Annotated in this window: 18 protein-coding genes; 5 read left to right on the forward strand and 13 right to left on the reverse strand. The window is 36.0% G+C overall.

Annotation, left to right across the window (positions count from 1 at the left end; all coding sequences use genetic code 11):
• Positions 1 to 19 precede the first annotated feature (19 nt).
• Together PGOND44_RS07600 and PGOND44_RS07605 are read right to left on the reverse strand one after the other, a co-directional pair.
• Positions 20 to 1,849 carry a DUF885 domain-containing protein gene (locus tag PGOND44_RS07600; RefSeq protein ID WP_003439328.1) on the reverse strand — a complete coding sequence of 610 codons (1,830 nt, stop codon included), beginning with the start codon at positions 1,847 to 1,849 and terminating at the stop codon, positions 20 to 22.
• A gap of 219 nt (positions 1,850 to 2,068) precedes the next feature.
• Entirely contained in the window at positions 2,069 to 2,494 is a 426-nt protein-coding gene (locus PGOND44_RS07605) for a hypothetical protein (protein ID WP_003439331.1), read from the reverse strand.
• A gap of 202 nt (positions 2,495 to 2,696) precedes the next feature.
• On the opposite strand from PGOND44_RS07605, the gene PGOND44_RS07610 reads away from it, so the two are divergent.
• Positions 2,697 to 3,593 (forward strand): zinc-dependent metalloprotease, encoded by an 897-nt coding sequence (locus PGOND44_RS07610; RefSeq protein WP_003439334.1) that lies wholly within the window; start codon positions 2,697 to 2,699, stop codon positions 3,591 to 3,593.
• A 158-nt stretch (positions 3,594 to 3,751) separates the two neighbouring features.
• On the opposite strand, the gene PGOND44_RS07615 is transcribed toward PGOND44_RS07610, so the two are convergent.
• The gene (locus tag PGOND44_RS07615; protein WP_003439337.1) at positions 3,752 to 4,171 is read right to left on the reverse strand and encodes a hypothetical protein; all 420 of its coding nucleotides are present in this window, start codon (positions 4,169 to 4,171) and stop codon (positions 3,752 to 3,754) included.
• A 133-nt stretch (positions 4,172 to 4,304) separates the two neighbouring features.
• Positions 4,305 to 5,390 carry an L-dopachrome tautomerase-related protein gene (locus PGOND44_RS07620; RefSeq protein WP_003439340.1) on the reverse strand — a complete coding sequence of 362 codons (1,086 nt, stop codon included), beginning with the start codon at positions 5,388 to 5,390 and terminating at the stop codon, positions 4,305 to 4,307.
• Positions 5,391 to 5,560: 170 nt separating this feature from the next.
• On the opposite strand from PGOND44_RS07620, the gene PGOND44_RS07625 reads away from it, so the two are divergent.
• Together PGOND44_RS07625 and PGOND44_RS07630 are read left to right on the forward strand one after the other, a co-directional pair.
• The gene (locus tag PGOND44_RS07625; protein WP_003439342.1) at positions 5,561 to 6,406 is read left to right on the forward strand and encodes a GLPGLI family protein; all 846 of its coding nucleotides are present in this window, start codon (positions 5,561 to 5,563) and stop codon (positions 6,404 to 6,406) included.
• 49 nt (positions 6,407 to 6,455) lie between these two features.
• Positions 6,456 to 9,170 (forward strand): carboxypeptidase regulatory-like domain-containing protein, encoded by a 2,715-nt coding sequence (locus PGOND44_RS07630; protein WP_003439344.1) that lies wholly within the window; start codon positions 6,456 to 6,458, stop codon positions 9,168 to 9,170.
• 129 nt (positions 9,171 to 9,299) lie between these two features.
• Here PGOND44_RS07630 and uvrA read toward each other — a convergent pair whose 3' ends face one another.
• The 7 genes from uvrA to PGOND44_RS07665 all read right to left on the reverse strand — a co-directional run bounded on the left by uvrA (position 9,300) and on the right by PGOND44_RS07665 (position 18,227).
• Positions 9,300 to 11,837, reverse strand: a complete 2,538-nt coding sequence (gene uvrA, locus PGOND44_RS07635) for an excinuclease ABC subunit UvrA (protein ID WP_003439346.1) — start codon at positions 11,835 to 11,837, stop codon at positions 9,300 to 9,302.
• A gap of 390 nt (positions 11,838 to 12,227) precedes the next feature.
• A complete protein-coding gene (locus PGOND44_RS15845; protein ID WP_040555902.1) occupies positions 12,228 to 12,392 on the reverse strand; it encodes a type II toxin-antitoxin system RelE/ParE family toxin in 165 nt (54 codons plus the stop codon).
• Complete coding sequence (locus PGOND44_RS07645; RefSeq protein ID WP_003439348.1) at positions 12,392 to 12,610, reverse strand: hypothetical protein; 219 nt, start codon at positions 12,608 to 12,610, stop codon at positions 12,392 to 12,394. Before PGOND44_RS07645 ends, PGOND44_RS15845 begins: the two co-directional genes overlap by 1 nt.
• A gap of 224 nt (positions 12,611 to 12,834) precedes the next feature.
• The gene (locus PGOND44_RS07650; protein ID WP_003439350.1) at positions 12,835 to 13,353 is read right to left on the reverse strand and encodes a DUF2141 domain-containing protein; all 519 of its coding nucleotides are present in this window, start codon (positions 13,351 to 13,353) and stop codon (positions 12,835 to 12,837) included.
• 194 nt (positions 13,354 to 13,547) lie between these two features.
• Positions 13,548 to 15,491 (reverse strand): S9 family peptidase, encoded by a 1,944-nt coding sequence (locus PGOND44_RS07655; protein ID WP_003439352.1) that lies wholly within the window; start codon positions 15,489 to 15,491, stop codon positions 13,548 to 13,550.
• A gap of 398 nt (positions 15,492 to 15,889) precedes the next feature.
• Positions 15,890 to 17,080, reverse strand: a complete 1,191-nt coding sequence (locus PGOND44_RS07660) for a cystathionine gamma-synthase family protein (RefSeq protein WP_003439353.1) — start codon at positions 17,078 to 17,080, stop codon at positions 15,890 to 15,892.
• Positions 17,067 to 18,227 (reverse strand): amidohydrolase, encoded by a 1,161-nt coding sequence (locus tag PGOND44_RS07665; protein ID WP_003439355.1) that lies wholly within the window; start codon positions 18,225 to 18,227, stop codon positions 17,067 to 17,069. Before PGOND44_RS07665 ends, PGOND44_RS07660 begins: the two co-directional genes overlap by 14 nt.
• Before the next feature lie 580 nt (positions 18,228 to 18,807).
• Here PGOND44_RS07665 and PGOND44_RS07670 point away from each other — a divergent pair.
• Together PGOND44_RS07670 and PGOND44_RS07675 are read left to right on the forward strand one after the other, a co-directional pair.
• On the forward strand, positions 18,808 to 19,575 hold the full coding sequence (locus PGOND44_RS07670) for a peptidase associated/transthyretin-like domain-containing protein (protein ID WP_051044077.1): 768 nt from the start codon (positions 18,808 to 18,810) through the stop codon (positions 19,573 to 19,575).
• Positions 19,576 to 20,101: 526 nt separating this feature from the next.
• Complete coding sequence (locus PGOND44_RS07675) at positions 20,102 to 20,602, forward strand: flavin reductase family protein (protein WP_003439358.1); 501 nt, start codon at positions 20,102 to 20,104, stop codon at positions 20,600 to 20,602.
• Positions 20,603 to 21,209: 607 nt separating this feature from the next.
• Here PGOND44_RS07675 and PGOND44_RS07680 read toward each other — a convergent pair.
• Together PGOND44_RS07680 and PGOND44_RS07685 are read right to left on the reverse strand one after the other, a co-directional pair.
• Positions 21,210 to 22,169, reverse strand: a complete 960-nt coding sequence (locus tag PGOND44_RS07680) for a sodium-dependent bicarbonate transport family permease (protein WP_003439359.1) — start codon at positions 22,167 to 22,169, stop codon at positions 21,210 to 21,212.
• Positions 22,170 to 22,191: 22 nt separating this feature from the next.
• Positions 22,192 to 22,485, reverse strand: coding sequence for a hypothetical protein (locus tag PGOND44_RS07685; RefSeq protein ID WP_003439362.1), 294 nt, complete (start codon positions 22,483 to 22,485; stop codon positions 22,192 to 22,194).
• Positions 22,486 to 23,413 lie beyond the last annotated feature (928 nt).

Below are 23,413 nucleotides of genomic sequence, written 5' to 3' on the forward strand. Positions count from 1 at the left end.
TAGAAAATCTTGACCTCAATTATGCTGCTTGTTTAGTTTCTTCAATCCAAGAGTCCACGTGTCGTTCTAAAAGTTCTAAAGGTAAAGCTCCACTTCCTAAGATGATATCATGGAATTGGCGGATATCGAATTGGTCGCCAAGTTGAGTTTCTGCCCGTTGTCTTAACTCTTGAATTTTTAGCATGCCGATTTTATAGCCTGTAGCTTGCCCTGGCATCACCATATAGCGTTGTACTTCCGCTTTTATGGCATTATCTGAGATGGAAGAATTATCTTTAAAATATTGAATGGCCTCGGCTTCTTTCCAACCTTTGGAATGCAGGCCAGTATCCACAACCAACCTTATCGCTCTCCAAATTTCATTGACTAGTCGTCCAAAATCGTAATAGGGGTTTTCATATCCTCCCATCTCTTTAGCAAGTTTTTCAGAATATAAAGCCCAGCCTTCTACGTAAGCATTGTAGCCCAATTGTGTTCTAAAGGTTGGAACGGTTTCTAGTTCTTGCGCAATGGAGATTTGCATATGATGACCTGGATTTCCTTCGTGATAGGCTACGCCTTCCATCGTGGTTTTAGGCATAGACGTCATGTCCGAAAGGTGAACATAATAAGTGCCAGATCTGGATCCGTCTGGAGTTCCCGCGTTGTAATGTTGTGGGGCACCATCTTGCTCTCTAAAAGCTTCTACGCGTTTTACTTGTAAACTGGCTTTTGGTAAAATACCAAAATAATCTGGTAGCTTTTTGGTGAGTTCATCGATATATTGTTTAGCCTCATCAAGATAGGCTTGACGGCCTTCGTCTGTGTTTGGAAAATAAAACTGGTCATCCTCATTTACAAACTTAAAGAACTCTTGTAAGTCACCTTCAAAACCAACTTCGTTTTTGATGTTAAGCATTTCCTTTTGGATTCTCTCTACCTCCTCCAGGCCTATGTTATGGATTTCATCTGCTGTAAGTGAGGTTGTGGTAGATGTTTTAAGTTTATAGTCATAAAAAGCTTTTCCGTTGGGATGCCGACTCACTCCGGTAGGGGTTTCTAAAGCATTTGGGATCTCGTTTTCTGTCCAAGCGATGAGATTGTTATAGGCAGGTTGAAATACTTTAAGCAGCATTTCTCTTGAAGCTGTCCTTAACTCCTTAGCCTGTTGATCATCTATTTTATTTTGAGCTAAAAGACTATCGGTTTTCCTTAGCATATCATCATATAAAGGGGAGTTAACTTCTGAGTCTTGAAAAGGCTGCCCTGTAACAATAGCTTTGCTCTGCTTTAAAACAGTTTTTAGAGCAAACCTGGGTGGAAGAATATCTTTGGAAGCTTGAGATTTTGCTCTATCGACCAGTTGGTTGATTGCTCTTCCTACACCTTGAATTCTATTAACATAAGCTTGCATATCTTCTAAGCTATCTACTTTATGAAAGTTGATAAGCATACTAGGAAGTCGTGTATGTAGTCCTGTCATTTGGTCGAAGACGTACTCTAAATCTTGATACTCTAGGCCTTCTTGAAGAAGTTCATTTTGGTAAAGCCAAATATCATAAGACATTTGGTCCTGCTCATTCAGAGATTGATACTCGAAATTTTTCTTGAGTTCGTCAACACTTTTCTGCATCCACCTTGCATTTTCGATTTGAGCGTCGAGGCTTAAATCATCAATCTGATCATATTTATCCTTTATCCCTAGAGACGTTAGCCTTAATGGACTTTTCTGAAGAGACTCTTCGTATTTTTCTTCAAACCAAGCGTTGAGGTCCTCGTTTGGAGTTTTTTCTTTTTCTGGAGCCTTTTCACAGGAATATCCTACAATAAGGAGCAGGACTAATACGTGTTTTACTTTTAAAAATGCCATAGGAGTAAGGGTTTATAAATGTTGTCTTAGCTTAAATGAAAATGTGTTTAAAATAGTGGATTAATTATGATTTAAAACAGGTTTTATAAAATGTTATGAGTGGGTAAGTTAATATAAAAACGTGTAGGGAGCTTTTTGTTGAAATGGGAAATTAAACACAGCTATAGATTTCATTTTTTATACTTGTTGAAGTTGTTTGCAGATTTTTTCAAACTAAAATTAATTTAGTTTATAACGTATTCCTAAAAACCCCCTCACAAATAAGTCATCGAGATCAAATTCATAAATGGGATTAAACTCGATATTAAAAGATAGGTCTTTCAGGTTTTCAAAGGGTTTAATGCCAATACCAATTGGAATAACAACGCCATTAATGTTATTTAAGATGGCACCAGCACCCAAGTAAACCTCATAACTTGTCTTAGTCACAAAATTATGATTGATCACAATTTCAGGGGTGATATTACCAATAGAAGTACCTGAATAAATTCTAAGATCTGTCCAAAACCTCTCATTGATATTATAACCGATAGCAAATTTTGAGTTTGAACTATTGGTGTAAAATGAAGCTGTAATCTGCGAATATGTCTTAGTAGGAGTTAAAGTGCAGAAGATTTGAAATAAAGACGGAAGGATGAGTTTCATAAGTGTTTTAGCTAATTCAATTAAATATCAATTTAAATGTATTAATTCCTTCGAATATATCGTGAATTCAATTAATAGACATTTGTTAAATATGTCTAAAATTTTTAGAATTAATTAACTCTTAACAACATTAAAAAATAACTTAGAGCAATATAAATGAATAATTGCGCAATTATTTTTAACTTAATTAAATTAAAAATTTATGAAATTACAAAGATTATTTATCGTTCCAGCGGTCTTCGGATTGCTTTTAGGATCATGTGAAGCTGAAAAAGTTACAAGCGAAGAGGTTTTGGATACCAACCAAATTGATGATTCTGAAAGAATTATTTTAGGAGTCAATACCTCCGAGACTCCCACCAATTTAGACCAATCTACCTTAGACTTAATTTCTAAAAACCATTTGAGTGCATTGGGAGCCCAACGTGAAGAAATGGTTCTTCCTGGTGGTGAGAAGCGCGAGGTGATTCGAGTTGAAGGCGATATCGTGATGTCCCTAGAGGAACTTAAAGGATTGAATTTCCAGGGTTATGAGGATATACATAATAAACAATATAGTACCAATGCCTTAGTAAGTCCTCAAACTATAACTGTGATTGGTTATACGGGTGGAAGTCAGGCCTTAACTTCTAGTGAGAGAACTGCTTTGCAGTGGGCTATTGCAAATTACAACCGACTGAATTTGAATATCAATTTCAATCTTACTTTTGGAACCAACTTTCAAAATAAAGATATGGTCGTCTATAACAATACGGTGAATAACCCAAGTGGTGCTGGAGGGTCAGCAGGTTTTCCTAGTAATGGAAATCCCAACAAATTTGTTCAGATTTACGGGTTGAGTAACTACAACACCAACGTTATTGAGCACGTTTTGACTCATGAAATTGGTCATTCTGTAGGCTTTAGACACACCGATTACTTTAGTCGCCAGAGTTGTGGTCAAAATACCAATGAAGGAACCGCTGGTGTAGGGGCAAACTATATTCCAGGAACCCCATCAGGATTTGACCCAACGTCTATCATGTTAGCTTGTTTTAGCAATAATGAAGATGGAGAGTTTAATTCTAACGATGTAACTGCCTTGAATTTCCTATACTAAGAAAAAGAGTATAGTTATTTTGAATTTAAGCCTCTATACGACATTATAAATTTAATTTGGTATTAAAACCGTCTCCAGAGTAGAGACGGTTTTTTTATGGGTAATCATCACGTATAAATTTGGGTACATTCTTTAGGATAAATTTCAGTAAGTTGGTGTTAGATTTTCTCATAATTTAGACTTGGACCATCACACTGGTTCCACGTACTTGATAAGACATCATTTGAGCTAAAAAACAGATTTTCTTTTAAATCAGATTGGCAAGAGCCTATGATCTCACTTTCTTCTCCGTAGGTAAGTTCCAAACTTCTTGGGTCTTCATTGAAACTGTAAGTTCCTGTAAGCCCTTCAACGCTCCCCTCAGTTTCTCTGCTTTTTAAAAAGTTGCCATCTTCAAAAAAACGATAGGACTCTTGCCATTCCATATCCGAGCCTGTTGTTTCTGAATCTGGAATACTTCCCGACATCTGGACGAGCTTCCAATCTCCTTCTAATGTAGCTTTAGTGACAGTATCATCTTCGTTGCTACATGAGCATAAAATTGCAACAATAATTAAGGATGAAAATTTGATTTTCATAACTATTTGGTTTGTTAAGAAGACGCATTATATGTGGATCGGTTGCGTTGAATCATAGTTATCCTTTGCTAAATTTATGCTTTCCCATGAGCTGGCTCATTCATTGTTTTAGTAAGATCTATTCATTTTTTATTTAATGAGCTTCTCGTGAAGAAGGAAGTTTTATTTTATTAAGGCTAAAGGTCATCGATGAGATATCAGCGCCCACTTCGTGAATTCTGGAATTTGTGAAATAAAGATAGTCCTCATAAATACTAAAAGTATCTGCCCAACGGATCTGTTCCCCTTCTGCAAGTGTATAAATGTTGCCTTTTGGTGTTCTATATTGAATTTTATGGTGTTCTAAATCTGCAAAATACAGATTTCCTTCGCCATCGAAAATCATCCCATCGGGGGCGGCTGTTTTAGTTTCAAAGGTGACCTGATCTTCAATTGGTTTGTCGTCTTCGGCTTTTAACGCATCTGTACTTATAGAATACAGGCGATACCCAGTGAGGGCATGGTAAAATAGGCGTTCATTTTCAGTATCTAGTGCAATGCCATCAGAATGTATGGTGTTCTCCCATTTCTTTTCACCAAAAGTTAGATAGGATTGTTCTGCGGTGGTAGAGCTATGTTCGTTCAGCACTCTTCTGGTTTTTCCAGAATCAATATCTACAATGACCAATCCAGGATGCCCAGAATCTGTTAGGTAGATTCTATTCTTCTTCTTATCTACTCTAAGATCGTTGATATAAGAATCTTTATGATAGCTAGCCTCTTCTAATGTATATGTTTTAGACAAAGTAGCTGTGGCTAAATCGAAAACGAAAATACGCGGAGCATCCATTACGTTCTGAAACAATTGACTTCTGGTATCCAAAACATATAACTTGTCCTCAAAAGCCAACACAGATTGCACTCCAATAAATTTGTTTTCTGCAATGGGCTCGCCAATTTCCCAAGAATTCCATGATTCATTAGGATAGCTTTCAGGGTCAGAATTAGGAATTATTTCCACCACTGAATTATTGACCCCTTTTCTCCACCTTGGAAAATTCACAAAAAGGCGTCCTTTATCGGTAGAAGTTACTCCTGTGACTTGCTGGCCTTTAAAACTTTCAACTTCTGTGATAGCACTAGAATCATTTTTTTCATCAGTTTTATTGCCCTTTTTCTGTCCATTTTTGCAAGACAGAAGTAGAAAAATAACTAAAAGGCTTAGTATTTTTATTTTCATCTTTAATTTTTTTAATATTCAAATATTTCAAAAGATACAGAAGCTTAAGTAAACTAAAAAGATATCAGCATAAAAGCTGATCCTTAGCTTGTTAATTTTTTTAAAAAATAGGGTGATGCGTTTTACATTACTCTACTTTCGTTAAACAGTGTAATTTTAAAAAACGCATCATGAAATCAATTCTCTTTAAGTTTAGTGGTCTAGTCTTCATTGCTTTATTGCCATTTTCGCCTAATGTAAATGCTCAGGAGTTTCAGGGGCAAGCGATTTATTCTTCTAAAGCTAAGATGGAGCTAGGAAGTTTTGGAGCTAGAATGAGCGAAGGTCAAAAAAAGCAAATTCAAGCCCGTTTAAAAAACAGATTGGAAAAGACATATACTTTAAATTTTAATAAGGAGGAATCTGTATTTAATGAAGACGAGAAAATAGATGCGATTTCTGGCGCTACAGATTCTTGGGGTGATAATTTTTCGAGAGGTGAGCAATACAAAAATGTAAAAGAAAAGGCCCTAATTCAAAGTCAAGAATTTTATGGTAAGAAATTTTTAGTGAAAGATAAGTTAGCAGCTATTGAATGGAAGATGGGGGCTGAGTCTAAATTGATAGGACAATATATGTGTTTTAAAGCAACGGCTTCCGTACCAACCGATGAATTGGAGTGGTACAATTTTTCTTGGGGCGACATAAGTGAAACAAATACTGAGGCTAAAACTGATTCAACGGCTGTTGAAACTGAAGAATTAGAGATCAAAACAACTGAGGTAGAAGCTTGGTACACACTTCAAATTCCTGTAAGCCATGGCCCTGGAGAATACTGGGGACTTCCTGGTCTTATTTTAGAGGTAAGTACGGGAAATACAGTTATGCTGTGTTCTAAAATCGTCATAAATCCAGAAGAGGAGATCGAGATTGAAGCTCCGGATAAAGGTAAAGAGATCACGAAAAATGATTATCAAGCAACCATTCAAGAGAAAATGCTTGAGATGAGAAACAATAGAGGCCGACCAAGAAGTTGATCCACATTAAATTCATAACTAGAACTCAACTTACACCTCACACAAACTCATGAAAAAAATAATTTGTGTTGCTTTACTTTTGGCAACCACTTTCACTTTTGCCCAAGTTAAATTGCAAGGTGTCGTTAGAGATAGCTTACAAACCCCTTTGGAGTTAGCTAATGTCGTAGCGATAAATCAAGCAACGAGTGGTTTGGAATCTTATGGTATTACCGATGCTAATGGTAATTTTAAATTGCAGCTTGGTAAAAATGGCAGCTATAAAATACAAGTGAGTTATATTGGTATGAAGACTTTTGAAGAGGTTTTGACCACTGTTGAAAGCGATATTACAAAAGACTACACCCTTCAAATAGATGACGCTTTAGATGAAGTGGAGATCAGTTACGAAATGCCTGTGACCATTAGAGGAGATACTCTTATTTACAATGCGGATTCATTTAGCGATGGTACCGAACGAAAGTTGGAAGATATTCTCGAAAATTTACCTGGGGTCGAGATTAATGAAAATGGCCAGATCGAAGTAGAAGGGAAAGTGGTGAATAAGCTGATGGTAAATGGCAAAGATTTTTTTGATGGGGATACCAAATTAGCTATAAAAAACATTCCTTCTAATGCTGTCGATAAGATTCAAGTCTTGAGAAACTATTCTGAAGTGGGCCAGCTAAGTGGGGTGAGAAATAACCAAGATAATGTGGCGATGAATATCAAATTGAAAGAAGGAAAGGAGAGCTTTTGGTTTGGTAATGTAACTGCAGCGGTAGGAACATCTCCAGAGGATGAGTTGTATTTGGTTCAGCCCAAATTATTCTATTACAGTCCCAAGTACAGCCTTAATTTTATAGGAGACATAAATAATACGGGGGAAGCAGCTCTAACGCGAAGAGATATTAGAGGTTTTGGCGGAGGTTTTAGGGCGCCAAGTAGTAGTAGTGGAACTAGTATAAATCTTGGAGATAACAGCCTTAACTTCTTAACCAATCAAGATAACGCCTTGAAAATAGAAAATAAATTGGCCACCGGTAACTTTAGTTATTCTCCAAAGCAGTCTCTAGACTTAAGTGGATTTCTTATTTACAATACCAGTCGTATTCTTTCCAGAGAAAACAGTTTTGTCCAATATACCAATTCAGATCTAGGTATTCCCGATGAACGGACAGAGCAATCTAGTGAAGAACGTTCTAACCAAGGTTTATTAAAACTTAGCGCCTCTTATAAGCCAAACTTCAATAACCAATTAGACTACGATGTTTTGGCGCGTGTTTCTGAGGATTCTCAAGACCAAAACATACTTTCTTCAGTCATAGGAAATACAACCCAAGTGGATGAGGTTAATCCTTACAGTATCAATCAAAATTTAAATTATTACTACACGCTCAATGAAAATAATATTTTTGCTTTGGAGGCTCAGCATTTGATAAAAGATGAAGATCCATTTTACAATGCTCGTTTAGGTAATGACCCAAATGGCGAAGACCCTTTCGATACCACAGCAGAAGCCATAGGTCTGGATACCTCACTGGAAAACTATAATTTGACGCAAGACAGGCGTATCAAGTCCAATCAATTGGATGCTAAATTGGACTACTACAATATCCTCAATACGAAAAGCAATATCAATTTTACATTGGGGACTATCTTAAGTCGTCAAGACTTTAATTCTGATATCTTTCAATTTCTTGATGATGGGTCTCAATTTGCACCCACACCAACTTTTAATAATGGGCGGGCTACTAACGATATACAGTATAATTTTAGCGATATATATTTAGGAGTGCATTATCGGGTGAAAGTTGGCAAATTCACTTTTACTCCTGGCTTTTCTGTTCATGCTTATGGAAACAAGAATACCCAATTTGGAGTGACTTACGAGGATAATTTCTTCAGGTTTTTACCAGATTTTGAAACTCGAATTCAGTTTAAGAAAAGTGAGTCTTTGACTCTGAAGTACGATATGCGTAATCAATTTACGGATGTGACAAGATTGGCTGAAGGCCTAGTGTTAAATAGCTTCAATAGTATTCAATTTGGGGAGCCTGAACTCCAAAATGCCCTGTCCAATAACATAAGTTTATTGTATAGTAGTTTCAACCTTTTCAACTATACCAATGTGTTTGCCAGAGCAGCATATTCCAGTAATATCGATCAAATACGAAGCTTAACAAATTTTGAGAATGTTATCCGAACCAGTACTTTCTTCAATTCTAGTTTTGCAGATGAAAACGTGAGTGTCTTTGGGCGTGTTCAGCGAACTTTTGGGAAGATAAGAGCAACAATCAATACGAGTTTTAACTATAGTAAAATCAACCAGTTTATCCAAGGTTTGCAATCCCTTAATGAAGGCTTCACTCAAACTTATACCCCTGGTATTCGTACCAACTTTAAGGTAGCTCCAAATGTGAGTTTTAATTACCGCTACAGCGTCACTAACAATAACCAAGGAAGCCGAGAGACCAAGTTTATAACAAATGCACCTTCCATAGACTTTGACGCCTATATCTGGAAAAAGGTGACTTTCCGGACAAATTATTCTTATACCAACCAAGACCTTGGTAATGGTGAATCGCAGTCCTTCCAAAACTGGGATGCTAGCCTTTCTTACAGAAAAGATAGAGATGCTAAATGGGAATACGAAATCAAGGCAACTAATCTTTTAGACATCGATTCTCAGGTCAGGAACAGCGCAAATAATATTTCTGTATTCAGTTCAGAAACCTTTATTCAGCCTAGATTTGTTACGTTTAGGTTTGTGTATACCTTGTAATAGCTCAATGAATTGGTTATCTCATTTTTTACTTGTGTTTTGTTACTGTTGAGGTGTGGTCCATTCAAAGTCTTTTTCCAGTGTTGAAAAAATATAACAAATCCTTAGTTTGTGAACTATTCTTATAAATTATGGGTGACCGTTTAATGTTTTTGATAAATAAATTGCGGTTTTGCTGAGTTCGTTTTTGGCAACTTCGTTTGGAGTGCCTTCTGCTACCACTTTTCCGCCTTCTTTTCCTGCTCCAGGACCTATGTCGATAACCCAATCACTCCCAGCCACTACCTGCATATCGTGCTCAACTACAATTACAGTATTGCCAGCATCCACCAATCTCGCCAATTGGAGTTGTAATTTTTCTACATCTGTTGGGTGTAAGCCCGTAGTGGGTTCGTCTAAAATATAGAGCGTGTTCCCGCGGCTTAGTCGCTGGAGCTCCGTAGCAAGTTTAATACGCTGTGCTTCTCCGCCGGAAAGCTCAGTTGCTGGCTGGCCCAAACGTAAATAACCCAAACCTACTTCCTGCAACACCTTGAGGGGGCGACTTACTCGGTCTTCTTTTTCAAAAAACAAGGCTGCTTTATCTACGGTCATGTCAAGAACTTGGTTGATATTTTTTTCGTGATATGTAACTTCCAAGGTTTCGGGATTATACCGCGCACCTTCACAAACAGGACAGGGTGCATAGACACTTGGTAAAAATAGCAGTTCAACCATCACAAAACCCTCACCATCACAATTGGGACACCGACCTTTACCCACATTAAATGAAAAGCGACCGGCATTATAGTGGCGTGCTTTTGCTAATTTTGTCGAGGCAAATAATTTCCGTACAACATCAAACAAGCCAGTATAGGTGGCCAGATTAGAGCGCGGTGTCCTCCCAATGGGTTTCTGATTGACCACCACCATACGTTTAATATCTTCAGAACCCGCGGTGATTTCTCCCCCTAGCGTTTCTACGGTGTCTTTTTGTAAGGCCTCTTCGTCTTCTTCCTTAAAAAGGATCTTTCCTAATTTTGCGGACATTAATTCAACTAATACTTGGCTAACTAAGCTGCTTTTACCTGAGCCTGAAACTCCAGTGACACTCGTTAGCACTCCTAAAGGAAAAGATACTCCAAGATCTGTTAAATTATTTCTGGTTACTCCACTTAATTTTAACCAGCCACAAGGCTTTCGGGGGATGGTCTTTTTAAAAGGCAGATCATTAAAAAGATGTTCTCTGGTTTTGGACAGTTTACTGTCTTTTAAACCGGCCGGTGGCCCGCTGTATAAAATTTCACCACCACCTTCGCCAGCATCTGGACCTACATCAACAATCCAGTCGGCATGGCGAATCACATCTAACTCATGTTCAACGACAAACAGTGAATTACCAGAAGCTTTTAATCTATCTAAAGTTTTTAGTAAAGCTTCGGTGTCGGCGGGGTGCAATCCTGCAGAAGGTTCGTCTAATACATACACCACCCCAAACAAATTACTACGCACTTGGGTCGCTAGTCTTAACCGCTGATGTTCCCCAGGGGAAAGAGAAGGTGTGCTGCGCTCCAAGGATAAATAACCCAAGCCCAATTCCAATAAAACAATTACTCTCGCCACTAGATCTTCGGCGATTCTTTGAGCTACCATTGCTTTTTCCTGATGCTGTTTGGTTAATTTAAGCAAAGCAGGCGCCGTGCCATCACCATAAGGAGCAAAAATAGAAAGTAATTTCTCTAGGGGTAATCTCGAAATGTCGGCAATATCATAACCAGCAAAAGTCACAGAGAGCGATTCGCGACGTAAACGTTTACCCTTACAGGAGGGGCATTCGCTGCTTATCATGTATTGCGACACCCGTTTTTTCATCAAAGTACTTTGCGTATTTGCAAAAGTGTGCAGAACATGTCTTTTCGCACCCTTATACGTGCCTTTATAACTAGGTTCAGTTTTATTTTTGATGGCAAGTTTTACTTCATCTAGGCTTAAGTCACGATATACGGGTACCTGTGGACGTTCGTTTGTAAATAAGATCCAGTCGCGGTCTTTTTTGGGAAGATCTTTCCAAGGGATATCCACATCGTAGCCGAGAGTGGTCAAAATGTCGCGAAGGTTTTTACCTTGCCAAGCTGGGGGCCATGCCGCTATGGCTTTTTCTCTTATCGTTAAGGAATCATCGGGGACCATGCTTTTTTCAGTGACTTGGTGAATTTTACCCAATCCATGGCATTTAGGGCAAACTCCTTCTGGTGTGTTGGTTGAAAATGAATCGGCATATAAAAGAGACTGTCCTTCAGGATAATCACCAGCACGGGAATATAACATGCGTAACAAGTTAGACAATGTAGTCACGGAGCCAACCGAGGATCGCGTAGTGCCTGAACCTCGTTGCTGCTGAAGAGCAACGGCTGGGGGTAGACCTTCGATCTTGTCGACTTCTGGGATAGGCATTTGATGGAAAAGACGCCGAGCGTAGGGCGATACAGATTCAAGATACCTCCGCTCAGCTTCGGCATACAAAGTACCAAATGCAAGCGATGACTTACCTGATCCTGAAACCCCGGTAAATACGACCAATGCATCGCGGGGGATATCTAAAGTTACATTTTTAAGATTATGTTGTCGTGCTCCATGTATGCCTACGAAGCCCTGTTTTTGTGTCTTATTTTCATCCGGTTGTCCCATGTGAAAGTTTGTTCAAAAAATATACCAAGACCCTACTTATAGCATTTAAGTTTAGAAGTCATATATTCTAATGGTTAAGGGTCTTATTGTCACGGAGACAAACACTTTATCGGCTAAGCATAGAGCCGAATTATTAAATTTTTATCAATAATCCAAATTTAAAAATTTGATGATCTTAGTAAACACACCTAAGCTTTTAAATACAGCACTTTCGGCCAATTTGTTATAGCCATTGTTGTGTTTTCGTTCTTATTCTAGTTGCTTTTTCAGTTTATCAGGATTTTGTCTTGTGTCGAAAAGAGTGATGATTTCAATTTCTTCTTTAGCAAAATTTACTCGGTAGAAAAACGTCGTTTGTTTTGTGACCACGCATTTGTAGATTCCCCCAAATTACATCGATTTTCGACAGCTTTCAGGATACTCTAAAATCTGTTCAATTTTTGCGGTCAATTTTTCTAAAAAATCCTTTTTAACCTTATAACTCCATTCCTGCAATAAATATTCGGTGAGTCTTTTGAGTTTGTATTCGGCAAGCTCCGAAATGAAAACCTCCACTAAGAAATTTTTTTAAGAACCTCCTTATAAGAAGTTCGTTTTCCTTTATCTAACTGCTCAATTCCTTTTTTGATTTCCGCTTGTTCAGTTGTGGTCAATTCTTTCCAAAAGTCCGATTTTTCATTAGTTATGAAATCCGCTATTCTTTTGATAAAGTTGTCATTGTTTATATTCAATATCAGTTTGACAAGTTCTATTTTCGATGTATTATTGTCCATTTTTATAACTTTATTTCAAATTCACATTTCTAGAACAATTTTGTGAATGAAGCATAGCATCCAAATAAACCCTATTTAAATCTTCAGTATAGAATATATCTCTATTATAGGGTATTGATTTTGAATGGTTTAAATGTTATTTATTTTAGAACTGCATCTAAAAGTGAATAAAATTAGGTTTTGAGATTAAATACTCGCTATTTTATAGCCTTAGAAACAAATTACTAGTAGCTAAGAGATATAGACATTTCCAAAACTCCGCCATCATATAAAAATACAGCGTCAGAAAAAGAAGGAGCACTTAAAGTAACCTCTGCACCGCTGGAAAAACCATAACCTTCCTTTGGTATTCCAAACATATTAGAGTCAAGTTTACCATTGTAGTTTTCATCATGGATCACGGCAATGGCATATTTTCCTGGTAGAATATCTGAAAACTCAAAACTCGCATCTTCTCCTTCGATTTGTGTGATCATAATTTTGGAGGCGAATTTCATAAATTTATCAGGAAAACCTTCCCCAGATTCAAAAATTGCACAGGCGACAACCCCAGTACTATTACTTATATTCTTAATTTTTACATTAATGGAGGGGCATTCTGTTTGTGCAAAACCATTGGATGGTAACCAAAGTAAGCATAAAGCCAGTAAAAAAAATAGCTTTGAAAATCTGCGGGAAATCAGGGGCCATATCAGAAAACATTTGATTTCGTTGAAAAGCTTAAAAAGCATATTATTTAGCATATCACTTTATTTTGATTAGACCAGTTAAACTACTGATATTAATTTAGAAATACAACCCGCTAAGGAGAAATAATAAGCCTTTTTATAAATTATAATGTTTATTTATTGCCGTCCCTTTTTCAGAAGTACTTACAGCTAAAGTCGATTATTGTCCAACGTCAAGTGCTATTAAATTTTAATATCGGGCCTTTTTTTTAAACATCTTCAATTTCGGTAGTTTCGTTCTTATTCTCAGAGGGTATATTTTCATTCTTAAGATATTTATCTAAAAACTTTAGAATTCTACTATAAGACTCTATTTGATTTTCCTTTTTAACAAAACCATGACCTTCATCTTCAAATAAAACATATTCCACGGGGACACCATTTTCTCTAACACCAGCAACAATCTCATCACTTTCTACTTGTAATACCCTAGGATCCTGAGCGCCTTGTAAAACGATTAATGGCTTAGTGACTTTATCGGTATGAAATAAAGGAGAGATGCGTTTTAATCTGATAGAGTCTGCTGTAAAAGGGTCTCCTAATTCTAGGTATAATGATTTTCTTTGAGATTCCCAATAGGGTGGGATACTCTTTAATGTTCTTATCCAATTGGTCACCCCAAAAAGATTTACGCCCACATCAAACTCTTCTGGAGTGTAAGTTAATGCTGCCATGGTCATGTATCCACCATAAGAACCTCCAATGATGCCTATTTTGTCGCCGTCAATTTCAGTTTGCGATGCCAACCAATTTTTACCCTCTACACAATCTTGTAAATCTTTTTCACCGTGGTTGAGGTCATCCATTTGGTAAAATGTTTTTCCGTAACCACTACTCCCACGATTATTAACCGCTAAAACGGCATACCCATGATTCACCATATATTGAATAAGAGAACTAAACCCTTGTCGTGATTGTCCGCCAGGACCACCATGAACCCAAACCATAGCTGGCACTTTGTTTTCTGAAGATGCTTGATGTGGCAAGTAATAGATAGCCGGAATCTCAACACCATCAAAGGATTTGAAACGAATTACTTTTGCGGTTACTAAATCTTCAACATCTATAGCCTCGTTAAGAACATCAGTTAATTTATATTGTTCTTTCGTTTCTAGGTTATAGGTATATAAATCTGAAGGGGAATTAGACCCACCAGCATACATACGCATCCATTTTTCATCATCGCTAAAACCAACGCTTGTGATACTCTTGTCTTTAAAATCTGGCAAATCAATAGGCTTCATTGTTTTGGAATCTAAAACTTGAATTGCATTTTTACCATCTTCATTTACATAAATAACCATGTATTTTCCCTCGGACGTAAAACCACTACCCATGATATCCCAAGATTTTTCCAGGACTTTTTTCTTCTCTTTAGTAGCCAAATTATAAGACATTAAATAGGAGAATTCTCCACCATCGTCGGTTGTGTAATAGAATTCAGAATTATCATTCGAGAAATCTTGAGACGAGTTCTTACTTTGATTTTCATTGATTTTAATCATTTCTTCAGTCTTTACATCATAAAGAAATAAATCGCTATCATTTGTATTTAAAGATTTGGCGAGTGCAAAATAATTTTCATCACTAGACATTCCTGAAAAACTGAGTCCACTATCATCTTGGTAAATCAGTTCTGAAGAAAAATCATCGATAGACATTTTATAAACATCAAAATAACTTGGATTCCTTTTATTAGAGCCAAAATACAGATATTGGTCATCGTCTGACCAGCCATAAAAGGTAGATTTTGCCCCTTTTTCTGGGGTGATATCTTTTATATTTCCTTCCAAATCCCTTACGAAAAGATGATCTATTTCGTCCCCATTACCATCGGCACTTAAAAGCATTCTATTGTCATTTGGGAAATAAGATTCTGCAAAAATCGAAGTGCTATCCGAGGTTGTAATCGCCGTCATTTCTCCTCCTGTAGTAGGAACAGTGTACACGTTATAAATCCCAGAGCGGTTACTGGAAATGAGTAAGCTACTGTTATCCGATGAAAAACTTCCACCACCTATAGCTTCGTTATCCATAAATTGTTCAATAGTATATTGCTTGATTTCGCGATTGACCTTCGCTTCGTCTGTTTTATCTTCTTTACAAGAAAACAGGAGTATTAATAAGCCTAATCCTAGAAATGTTGTTTTCATACCAATAGTCTTTAATTCTAAATTAAATATACACCATTAAAAATTAATATCTGATATGCTGTTTTTTTAGGAAATATTATAGCTAACTCTAATACATATTAAAGGAAACTTGTAAGCCTTTCAGCTAGTAGGCAGGTACAACTAAGCTTCTAGCTCAATGGTATAGTAAAGCTTCGTCATAAGTTATTAAGACAGGTCTTTGCAATTAAGCACGACATCTCTTTTAAAGTCTTTATTAACTATGATTAAGACAAAGTTGAGTCGCCAATAGTTTCAATATTTGAAATCAAATAAAAGTTCAACTCATCAAAAACTATAGGTTTTTTAAATCTCTCATCTACAATGATGTTCCTTTCAAATGCTGAACTTGTTTAAAGGAGTTGTTCAATGGTTGTTAATTAGATTTTTAGAAGAGCTTTGTCAAAATCAGCAATAATATCTTCTATGTTTTCTATTCCTAACGCGCAGCGTATTAAGGTTTCAGGAATACCCAACTGTTTCCGTTCTTCTTCTGTGGCTTCGACATGGCTTGTCACTTTCGGTGGACCTATTAATGTACTTACTGATCCAAGACTTGCTGCTAAATGTGCTAGTTCTAAACTATTCAAGAATAATTTAACGTTCTCAAAATCTCCTTTAATAGAAAATGAAAATACGCCTCCAAATCCTGTCATTTGACTTGATGCAATTTTGTGTCCTGGATGTGATTTTAGTCCTGGATAAAAAACCTGTTCAATTTTTTCATGTTTTTCGAGATGCTGAGCTAACTTCATGGCATTTTCATTTTGTCGCAAAACCCTTAATTCCAGAGTTTGAATTCCCCTCAATAACATGTAGGCCGTATTTGCGTGTAAGCTCGCGCCATTGATTTCCCTGTAATGAAATAATTGTTGAATCAAATCTTTATTACCACAGGCGACTCCTCCCATTGCATCGGAATGACCTCCCAGATATTTTGTAGCGCTATGCAAAACAATATCAGCACCAAGCTCTAAAGGCTGTTGATTGATTGGCGTAGCAAAAGTATTGTCTACAACAACCATTGCCCCTACTTCGTGAGCAGACTTAATGAGCCTTTTTAAATCCAGTATTTTTAAAGTTGGATTCGTAGGAGTTTCTAGGTAAAGCATTTTACAGCCTTTTTTTACTTCTGCCTCAATTTCTTCATGATTTGTGGTTTCACAAAGAGTTACTTCAATTCCGTTTTTAGGAAGAAATTCTAAAAACACAATACTAGTACCTCCATAGGTGTCTTTAACAGAGACTACTCTATCGCCCTGAGCTAAAAAAGTAGATAAAGTGTTGCTAATAGCGGCCATTCCCGTTGAAAAGCTAGTAGCAGCTTCTGCATTTTCAAGAATTCTTACTTTTTCTTCGAAAACTGCTACGGTTGGATTGGTGTTTCTACTATAGATATGTCCTTCTTTTTTTCCAATGGCCACATCAAACCAATCATCCACATTGTCATATCCAAATGTTACACTATTTACGATTGGTACTTGGGTTGCTCCTTGATAAAACAATTCGCTTTGTCCTCCCCATACTGCTTTCGTTCCTTGTTTCTTACTGTTCATCTTACTGTTTTTCATATTTATATTTTTGATGGGTTAATATTTCTTCAATTATTCCTTTAAACATGTTCATTCCCGTTTCTATTATTTCATCAGGGAAGTCGTAGTTGGCTTGATGAAGCGCTGGGGATTGTAACCCGGCTCCAACGCCAAACATAGCTGCCTTATATTTTTCTGAAAACCAGCCAAAATCTTCTCCAAATTTAAAAGGTATACTTTTATTAATGATATTATACTTGTATGTTTTTGCTACATCTGTAATAACTTGGTTACAGAACCCGTCATTAAAAACGGCGGGAAAATAATCAAACCATTTTAATGTATGGGGTAATTTGTATTTTAGACAAACTTCAAACAGAATTTTGTCAACGTCCTTTTTTAGTTCTTCCATTTTCTCTATACCTTTGGTTCTTAAGGTGTAGTGAATCTCGCCAAATCCAGCAGAAATACCATAAGATTTTACGCCCATGCTAGAATAAATAGGCACACATAATCTGAAATCTTCTTTTGCAGCATCATTATTATTTAAGGTATCAAATTTCTGTATAAGTTCAGCAATGCACAATGCGGGATTCACACCTTGTTCGGGTTCAGCAGAATGCGACTCCTTGCCTTTTAGTTCGATAGCAAAACTCTGCACAGTAGAAGAAAAATTACCGTTTAGGGTTACAATAGAATGAAGTGGCTGACGCGGAATATTATGCAATGCAAATATGTAATCTGGATTTAACTCAATAAATCTTTTATCGTTTAAAACACTAGGCGCACCAGTACCTGTTTCTTCAGCAGGTTGAAAAAGCAATATCACTTTCCCATTTTTAAAATTCTGTTCTTTTAACCAGAAGACCAGTCCAGCCACGATGGCCATATGACCATCGTGGCCACATTTGTGGGATATGCCATCCATAATAGAACGGTGTTCAAAATCATTTACTTCTTCTATTGGAAGTGCATCCAATTCGCAGCGAATGACAATAGTGGGACCGTTATTTGAAAATTCATGAATAACTGCCAATCCATTTCTTCCAATATTTTCTATTATTTTAGCGGTATAATATTTTTCTATAAATTTTTTAACTCGTTCAGCCGTTTCGGTCTCATGACCCGACAACTCAGGATGTCTGTGTAATTCTTTTCTGAGTAATTTTATGTTTTCGAGAATCATCTATTTATTTTTTTAGCCGGATACATTTCTTAGGTGTATATGTAGGGTTCTAGAAGCGTTAAATATGTAGTCAATTTATTTCATTATTTAAAACTGTAGACTTTACTCTAGAGGCGACCTTTTCCTAATCCATTGCCAAGTAACCTTCCCCAAAGTCTAAGCTTTTAAGAATTTTTAAAGCTCATGCTTTAGATTATTTTTATAAATCAGTTTCATAAACAAACCTTAATCCTTCGTAAGCAAAGTCCTTATGGATAGAAGTTAGTATTACATCAGTTTTTATGGTAAAGACAAGTTCATTTTAAAAGGTAAGTTAGTTAAAAAATCAAAACGCTAAGAATTCTCAAAACTTTTAAAAAATGATTTTTTTGATTTTGATCAAGGTAGACTTCACCTCTATACACACATAGTCCTGCCATTGTTCAAGATACTTTAGAGTTGCGTATCATTAAAACATCAAAAAAACCGCTAAGTCTATTGTTTTTTAAAAGACAAACTCTTTGCAGAAAGCCTAAAGGTTTAAATCTTCTGAAGAATAATTGAATATATTTATAACTTCACGAAGGCTTTATCAAAGTATATGAAAAACATTTGTCTTTTGCTGCTAATTCTCCCTTTTTTGCTGTTTTCACAAGCAAAACCTCAAAAGCAGATGAGGGGTATAGTAATGTATAAAGATTCTATTATTCAAGATGTGACGGTTATAAATAAAAACTTAGGGAAATTTTCAAGACCTAATTCTAATGGTTTTTTCAAGGTAAGCGCAACTAAAGGGGATACCTTACTTTTTTCTCATCTTTCCTTTAGCACCTTCAGTAAAAAAATAACTTATGAACTTTTGGAACAAGACACGTTAAGGATTCAAGTTCCAGATATGAGCAATCGCTTAGAGGAAGTTCAAGTTAACGCCTATCCCAATATCAATGTAGTTTCCGTGGGGATTATAGACGAAAAACCAATCCGACTTACCAAGAATCAAAGGCGGTTAAAAACAGCAGGTGACTTTAAGCCTATTCACCTTCTATCCATTTTAGGGGGATCATTGCCTTTAGACCCGATCATCAACAAGATCTCTGGCAGAACTAAAAAATTGAAAAAATTGGTCAAGTTCGACCAAGACGAAAAGATTTTTGACTTTATAGTCTACACTTATGAAGAGTATATCAAGGGAGGCTTAGGGATTTTAGAAGAAGAGTTTACTAGGTTTGTTTATGTCCTCGCAAGCGATCCGTTTATCCAAAGCTCAATAGAAGAAGGTTATAGCTCACAGCTTAAATTTTTTATTCAAAATGCAGCGATTCCCTTTAAATCGACTACCGCCGAAGTTGATATGCCAAAAGAAGATTGATTCTTTCTTATAGTTAAATCAGCTCGGCTTTATCTAGGTGATATATAAACAACTGGCGTTGATCCAGGGTAGAATCCCACTCCTGTATATAGAAATCCAAAAACTGCTATCGCATTTTTCTTGTTTTTATTTATTGTGCTTGGTCCTTAAAAGCAAAAATTTGATATTCGAATTTTAGGCTGCAGCGTATTATTTTTAAGTTACAAAGTCAGTAAGACCTTTATTTATTTTGAGTTAATTTGAAGTTTAGTAAAATGTTTACTCATCCAAATTCTTTTTAAAAGACTTATTTATGAGTTCTATAGTTTTGAGGGATTTCGAATCTAACCCATTGTTCAATCTTGCCATTTTTTTGACAAGCTTATCTATTAATTTGAAGTATTTTAAGCAAAATATAGGGATATTTAGTTCTAAGTACTGGATTTACATTGGTATATTCTTGTTTCAGATAAAGAAATATCATAAACTTAGATTAAATATTATCTGAACAAAATATTGATTTACTAAATAAAATTCAAACACAATTATGAGCAAACTAACGAACAAATTTACTTACGGATATTATATTATGACAGCCTTAAAGGAGGCAGATGATCTTAAAACTCGCGAAAATGATTACATAGCCGCTGGAACAGTAAACTGGGTTTCCCAAGTTTCCTTTTCACCTGAGATTATTTCTGTAGCGATTGGGAAAAAAAGTGATTTGAACGAAACTATTCACTATAGTGAGCACTTTACTATTCATTTACTATCGAAAGACCACAAAGAGTATGTGAAAAAATTTGGTGCAAAATCTACCATAGAGGACGGAAAAATTAACGGAGTGCCCTTCAAAAAACAAAACGAACAAGTTATCCTAGAAGATACTCTTGGGCATCTCACCTGCAAGGTTGTAAAAAGTTTAAATATGGGCGATCACACGGTCTATTTTGGGGAAGTCATTACTGAAGAAATCCATAAAGACAAAGAAGCTTTGTGCACTATGGAACTCCCATCAGAATACACGAAAGACAAAGCAGACATTTAATTTGATTTTAACTTTGTTGACATCAGTAAACTCAGTATCCTTAAAATTATGGATGTATGAGATTTGAAATCATTGTATGCCGGCTTAAAACATCGGTATATTGTTGAAAAATGTATTTGAGTTATTTTCTATCTGTGACTTTAGGTCGACACCAGTTTCTATAGTAATCTAAACCTTTTGCTGCTTCTTGTGCTCAAGCGGTTAGGTTTAAGTACTTATTTATAGCAACTGAAAATCGTAACCAAGTCTGATTTTAAGCTAAAAAAACTCTGGATTAACTAGCGTTGATCCAGATTAGAATCCCGTTTACTCGATAACAAATTATCTGTCAAATCGTGAGCTAGGAGTTTGCGCCTGAAAGTTATCGATCTTTAGGTTACTTGATTTCGATCTCCATCTGATTCATTTTTAAGGCTTACCCGTTTAGAAAATTTAAAGGAAGGAATCGCATAACATTTATTATTTACACTAGTGAACCTCATCATAGTTTATTACAGGAACTAATGGCTATTTCGCTGTTACTCGAAGAAGTCTATATATTGAAAGATACCCTCTCAATATAATCCTGTTCTCTTTACAGTAAAGAGAACAGGATTATTCAGATTTTTCATTGTATTAAATACAAATAGAGCGGAAGTCCTATAGTAATGTTAAGCGGGAAAGTTATCGCTAGAGCCATGGGTAAATAAAGACTTGGGTTTGCTTTAGGAGCTGCAATTCTCATAGCTGCTGGAACAGCAATATAAGAAGCACTTGCCGCTAGAATAGCGAGTAATAAGCGATCCCCTGTTTCTTGTATTACATAAACCGATAATAAAGCAACGGCACAACCATTTATAAGTGGGACTACGATTGCAAAGACTAAGGCAAACCAACCTTTCTTAATAAGAACACCTATTTTTTTACCACTAGTAATCCCCATATCTAATAAGAATACAGCTAGAAAACCTTTGAATAAATCTGTTGTGAAAGGCCTTATGCCAGCGGCTTGAGCATCACTTGCTATGTAACCAATAATTAGACTTCCTAGGATAAGAACAACACTACCGTTGGTGACAGCATGTTTTACAAGACCCCATATCTTGCCAGCAGATCGCTCTTCCCCTTTAGAACACAAGCTCATTAAAAGCACTCCTACAATAATAGAAGGGGCTTCCATGATCGCCATTACAGCAACCATGTGCCCACCGAATGGAATTCCTTCCATTTCTAAAAAACTTATTGCAGTAACAAAGGTCACCGCACTTACAGATCCATAAGCAGCTGCTATTGCCCCCGCATTCTCAACAGAAAATTTGAGTCTTAGAATGAAAAAAGTATATAAAGGAATTAGTATTGCCAAAGCGATTCCAATGAAAACAGCCCAATAAATATCGGCCGTAAATTCACTATGTGATAGCTCTTGACCGCCTTTAAAACCTATGGCAAACAATAAATAAAGCGAAATAAACTTTGATGAACTTTCAGGAATTTCAAGATCACTCTTGACTTGAGAAGCAAGTATTCCCAAAATAAAAAAAAGCAATGCTGGATTCGACAGGTTATCTGTCAAAAGATGAAGATCCATAGTGATTTGTTAAAGAACTAAATTAATCTATGGTTTCTATGTCTAGAATACCATTGATTTTAATTTTTTTACCCATTATTTTTGCTTCTTTACAAATTGCTTTGAATTCTTTTTTTTCCTTGGTTAACTCATTTACACGGCTATCATCATAACCAGTATCACTATTTAAATTTTCTTCACACATAGATAGTTTATGTAGCTTAAGAAAATTGATCCTCTCTCTGATAAGGCTACTTATAACGTCCGATGCTTCTGACGCTATAAATACTCCATCTACTAACTGAACTTTACGGAGCCCTTTTTTACTTATTGACATCCTAATAATTGTTTTTAATAGTCTTAAGATGAGGCAGTATGGCTATGGCAGCGATTAAAAAAACTATAAAAAACGACATTATTAAATAAGAGGACATGGAGTGTTTCTCTATGACGCTAATACTAATAACAACCAGATAAGCCATACTTAATAAAGCTTTACCTCCATATCTCATTACTCGATAAACACGATCTAATTTAACACCTTGTAAAAGATGAAATGATCGCTCTGTTGGCGTCGAGTGTTTATTAGATCTTCTAGTTTTAAATTGCTGTAACATGATTTATAAGATAAAATATACGCCACAAAGATGCATAGTTCAATTCATTAATTTTAATTTATATTTGTAATGAAATACATAAGCAAACGTTATGCATTATAGCAGCTTCAAATATTTCTTCAAATAGTAGAAAAACGAAGTCTTGAAAAAACATCTGAAGCATTGATTTCCAATCAGCCATCTGTTTTATCCAACTCAAAAAATTTGAAGATCAGTTTCTCTTTTAACTGAAGTTATAGGAAGGCAGCTTTAAGGCTCGTTATTTCTAAAAAAAACAAATTTGATTAAAAATGTTTTCTCATATTTATTTGATTAATCAAGTCTGATCAAATAAAAAGGAGCAACTTAAAAAACCGCTCCTTTTGCCCTTTTGTTTAAAAATCACGAGTAAGGCAACCAATACAAAAAATATACTTCTTTAAATTCGACCGAAATAACAGCCCTAATTTCTTAAATCGAACAGAAATCGAACAACTCCTACCGAATTTGTCTTTTTTTCCTGATCAAAGTAGAGTTTTAAGCTAGTTTAAAATGGATTAACTAGCGTTGATCCAGAATTGAATCCCGCTTCTGCAAATAGAAATCCAAAAACTGCTATCGCATTTTTTGTCTTTATTTGTTTCAGTAAATTTTTAAGCAAGTTTAAAA

It is taken from the genome of Psychroflexus gondwanensis ACAM 44 (assembly GCF_000355905.1).
In the GTDB taxonomy this organism is placed as follows: domain Bacteria; phylum Bacteroidota; class Bacteroidia; order Flavobacteriales; family Flavobacteriaceae; genus Psychroflexus; species Psychroflexus gondwanensis.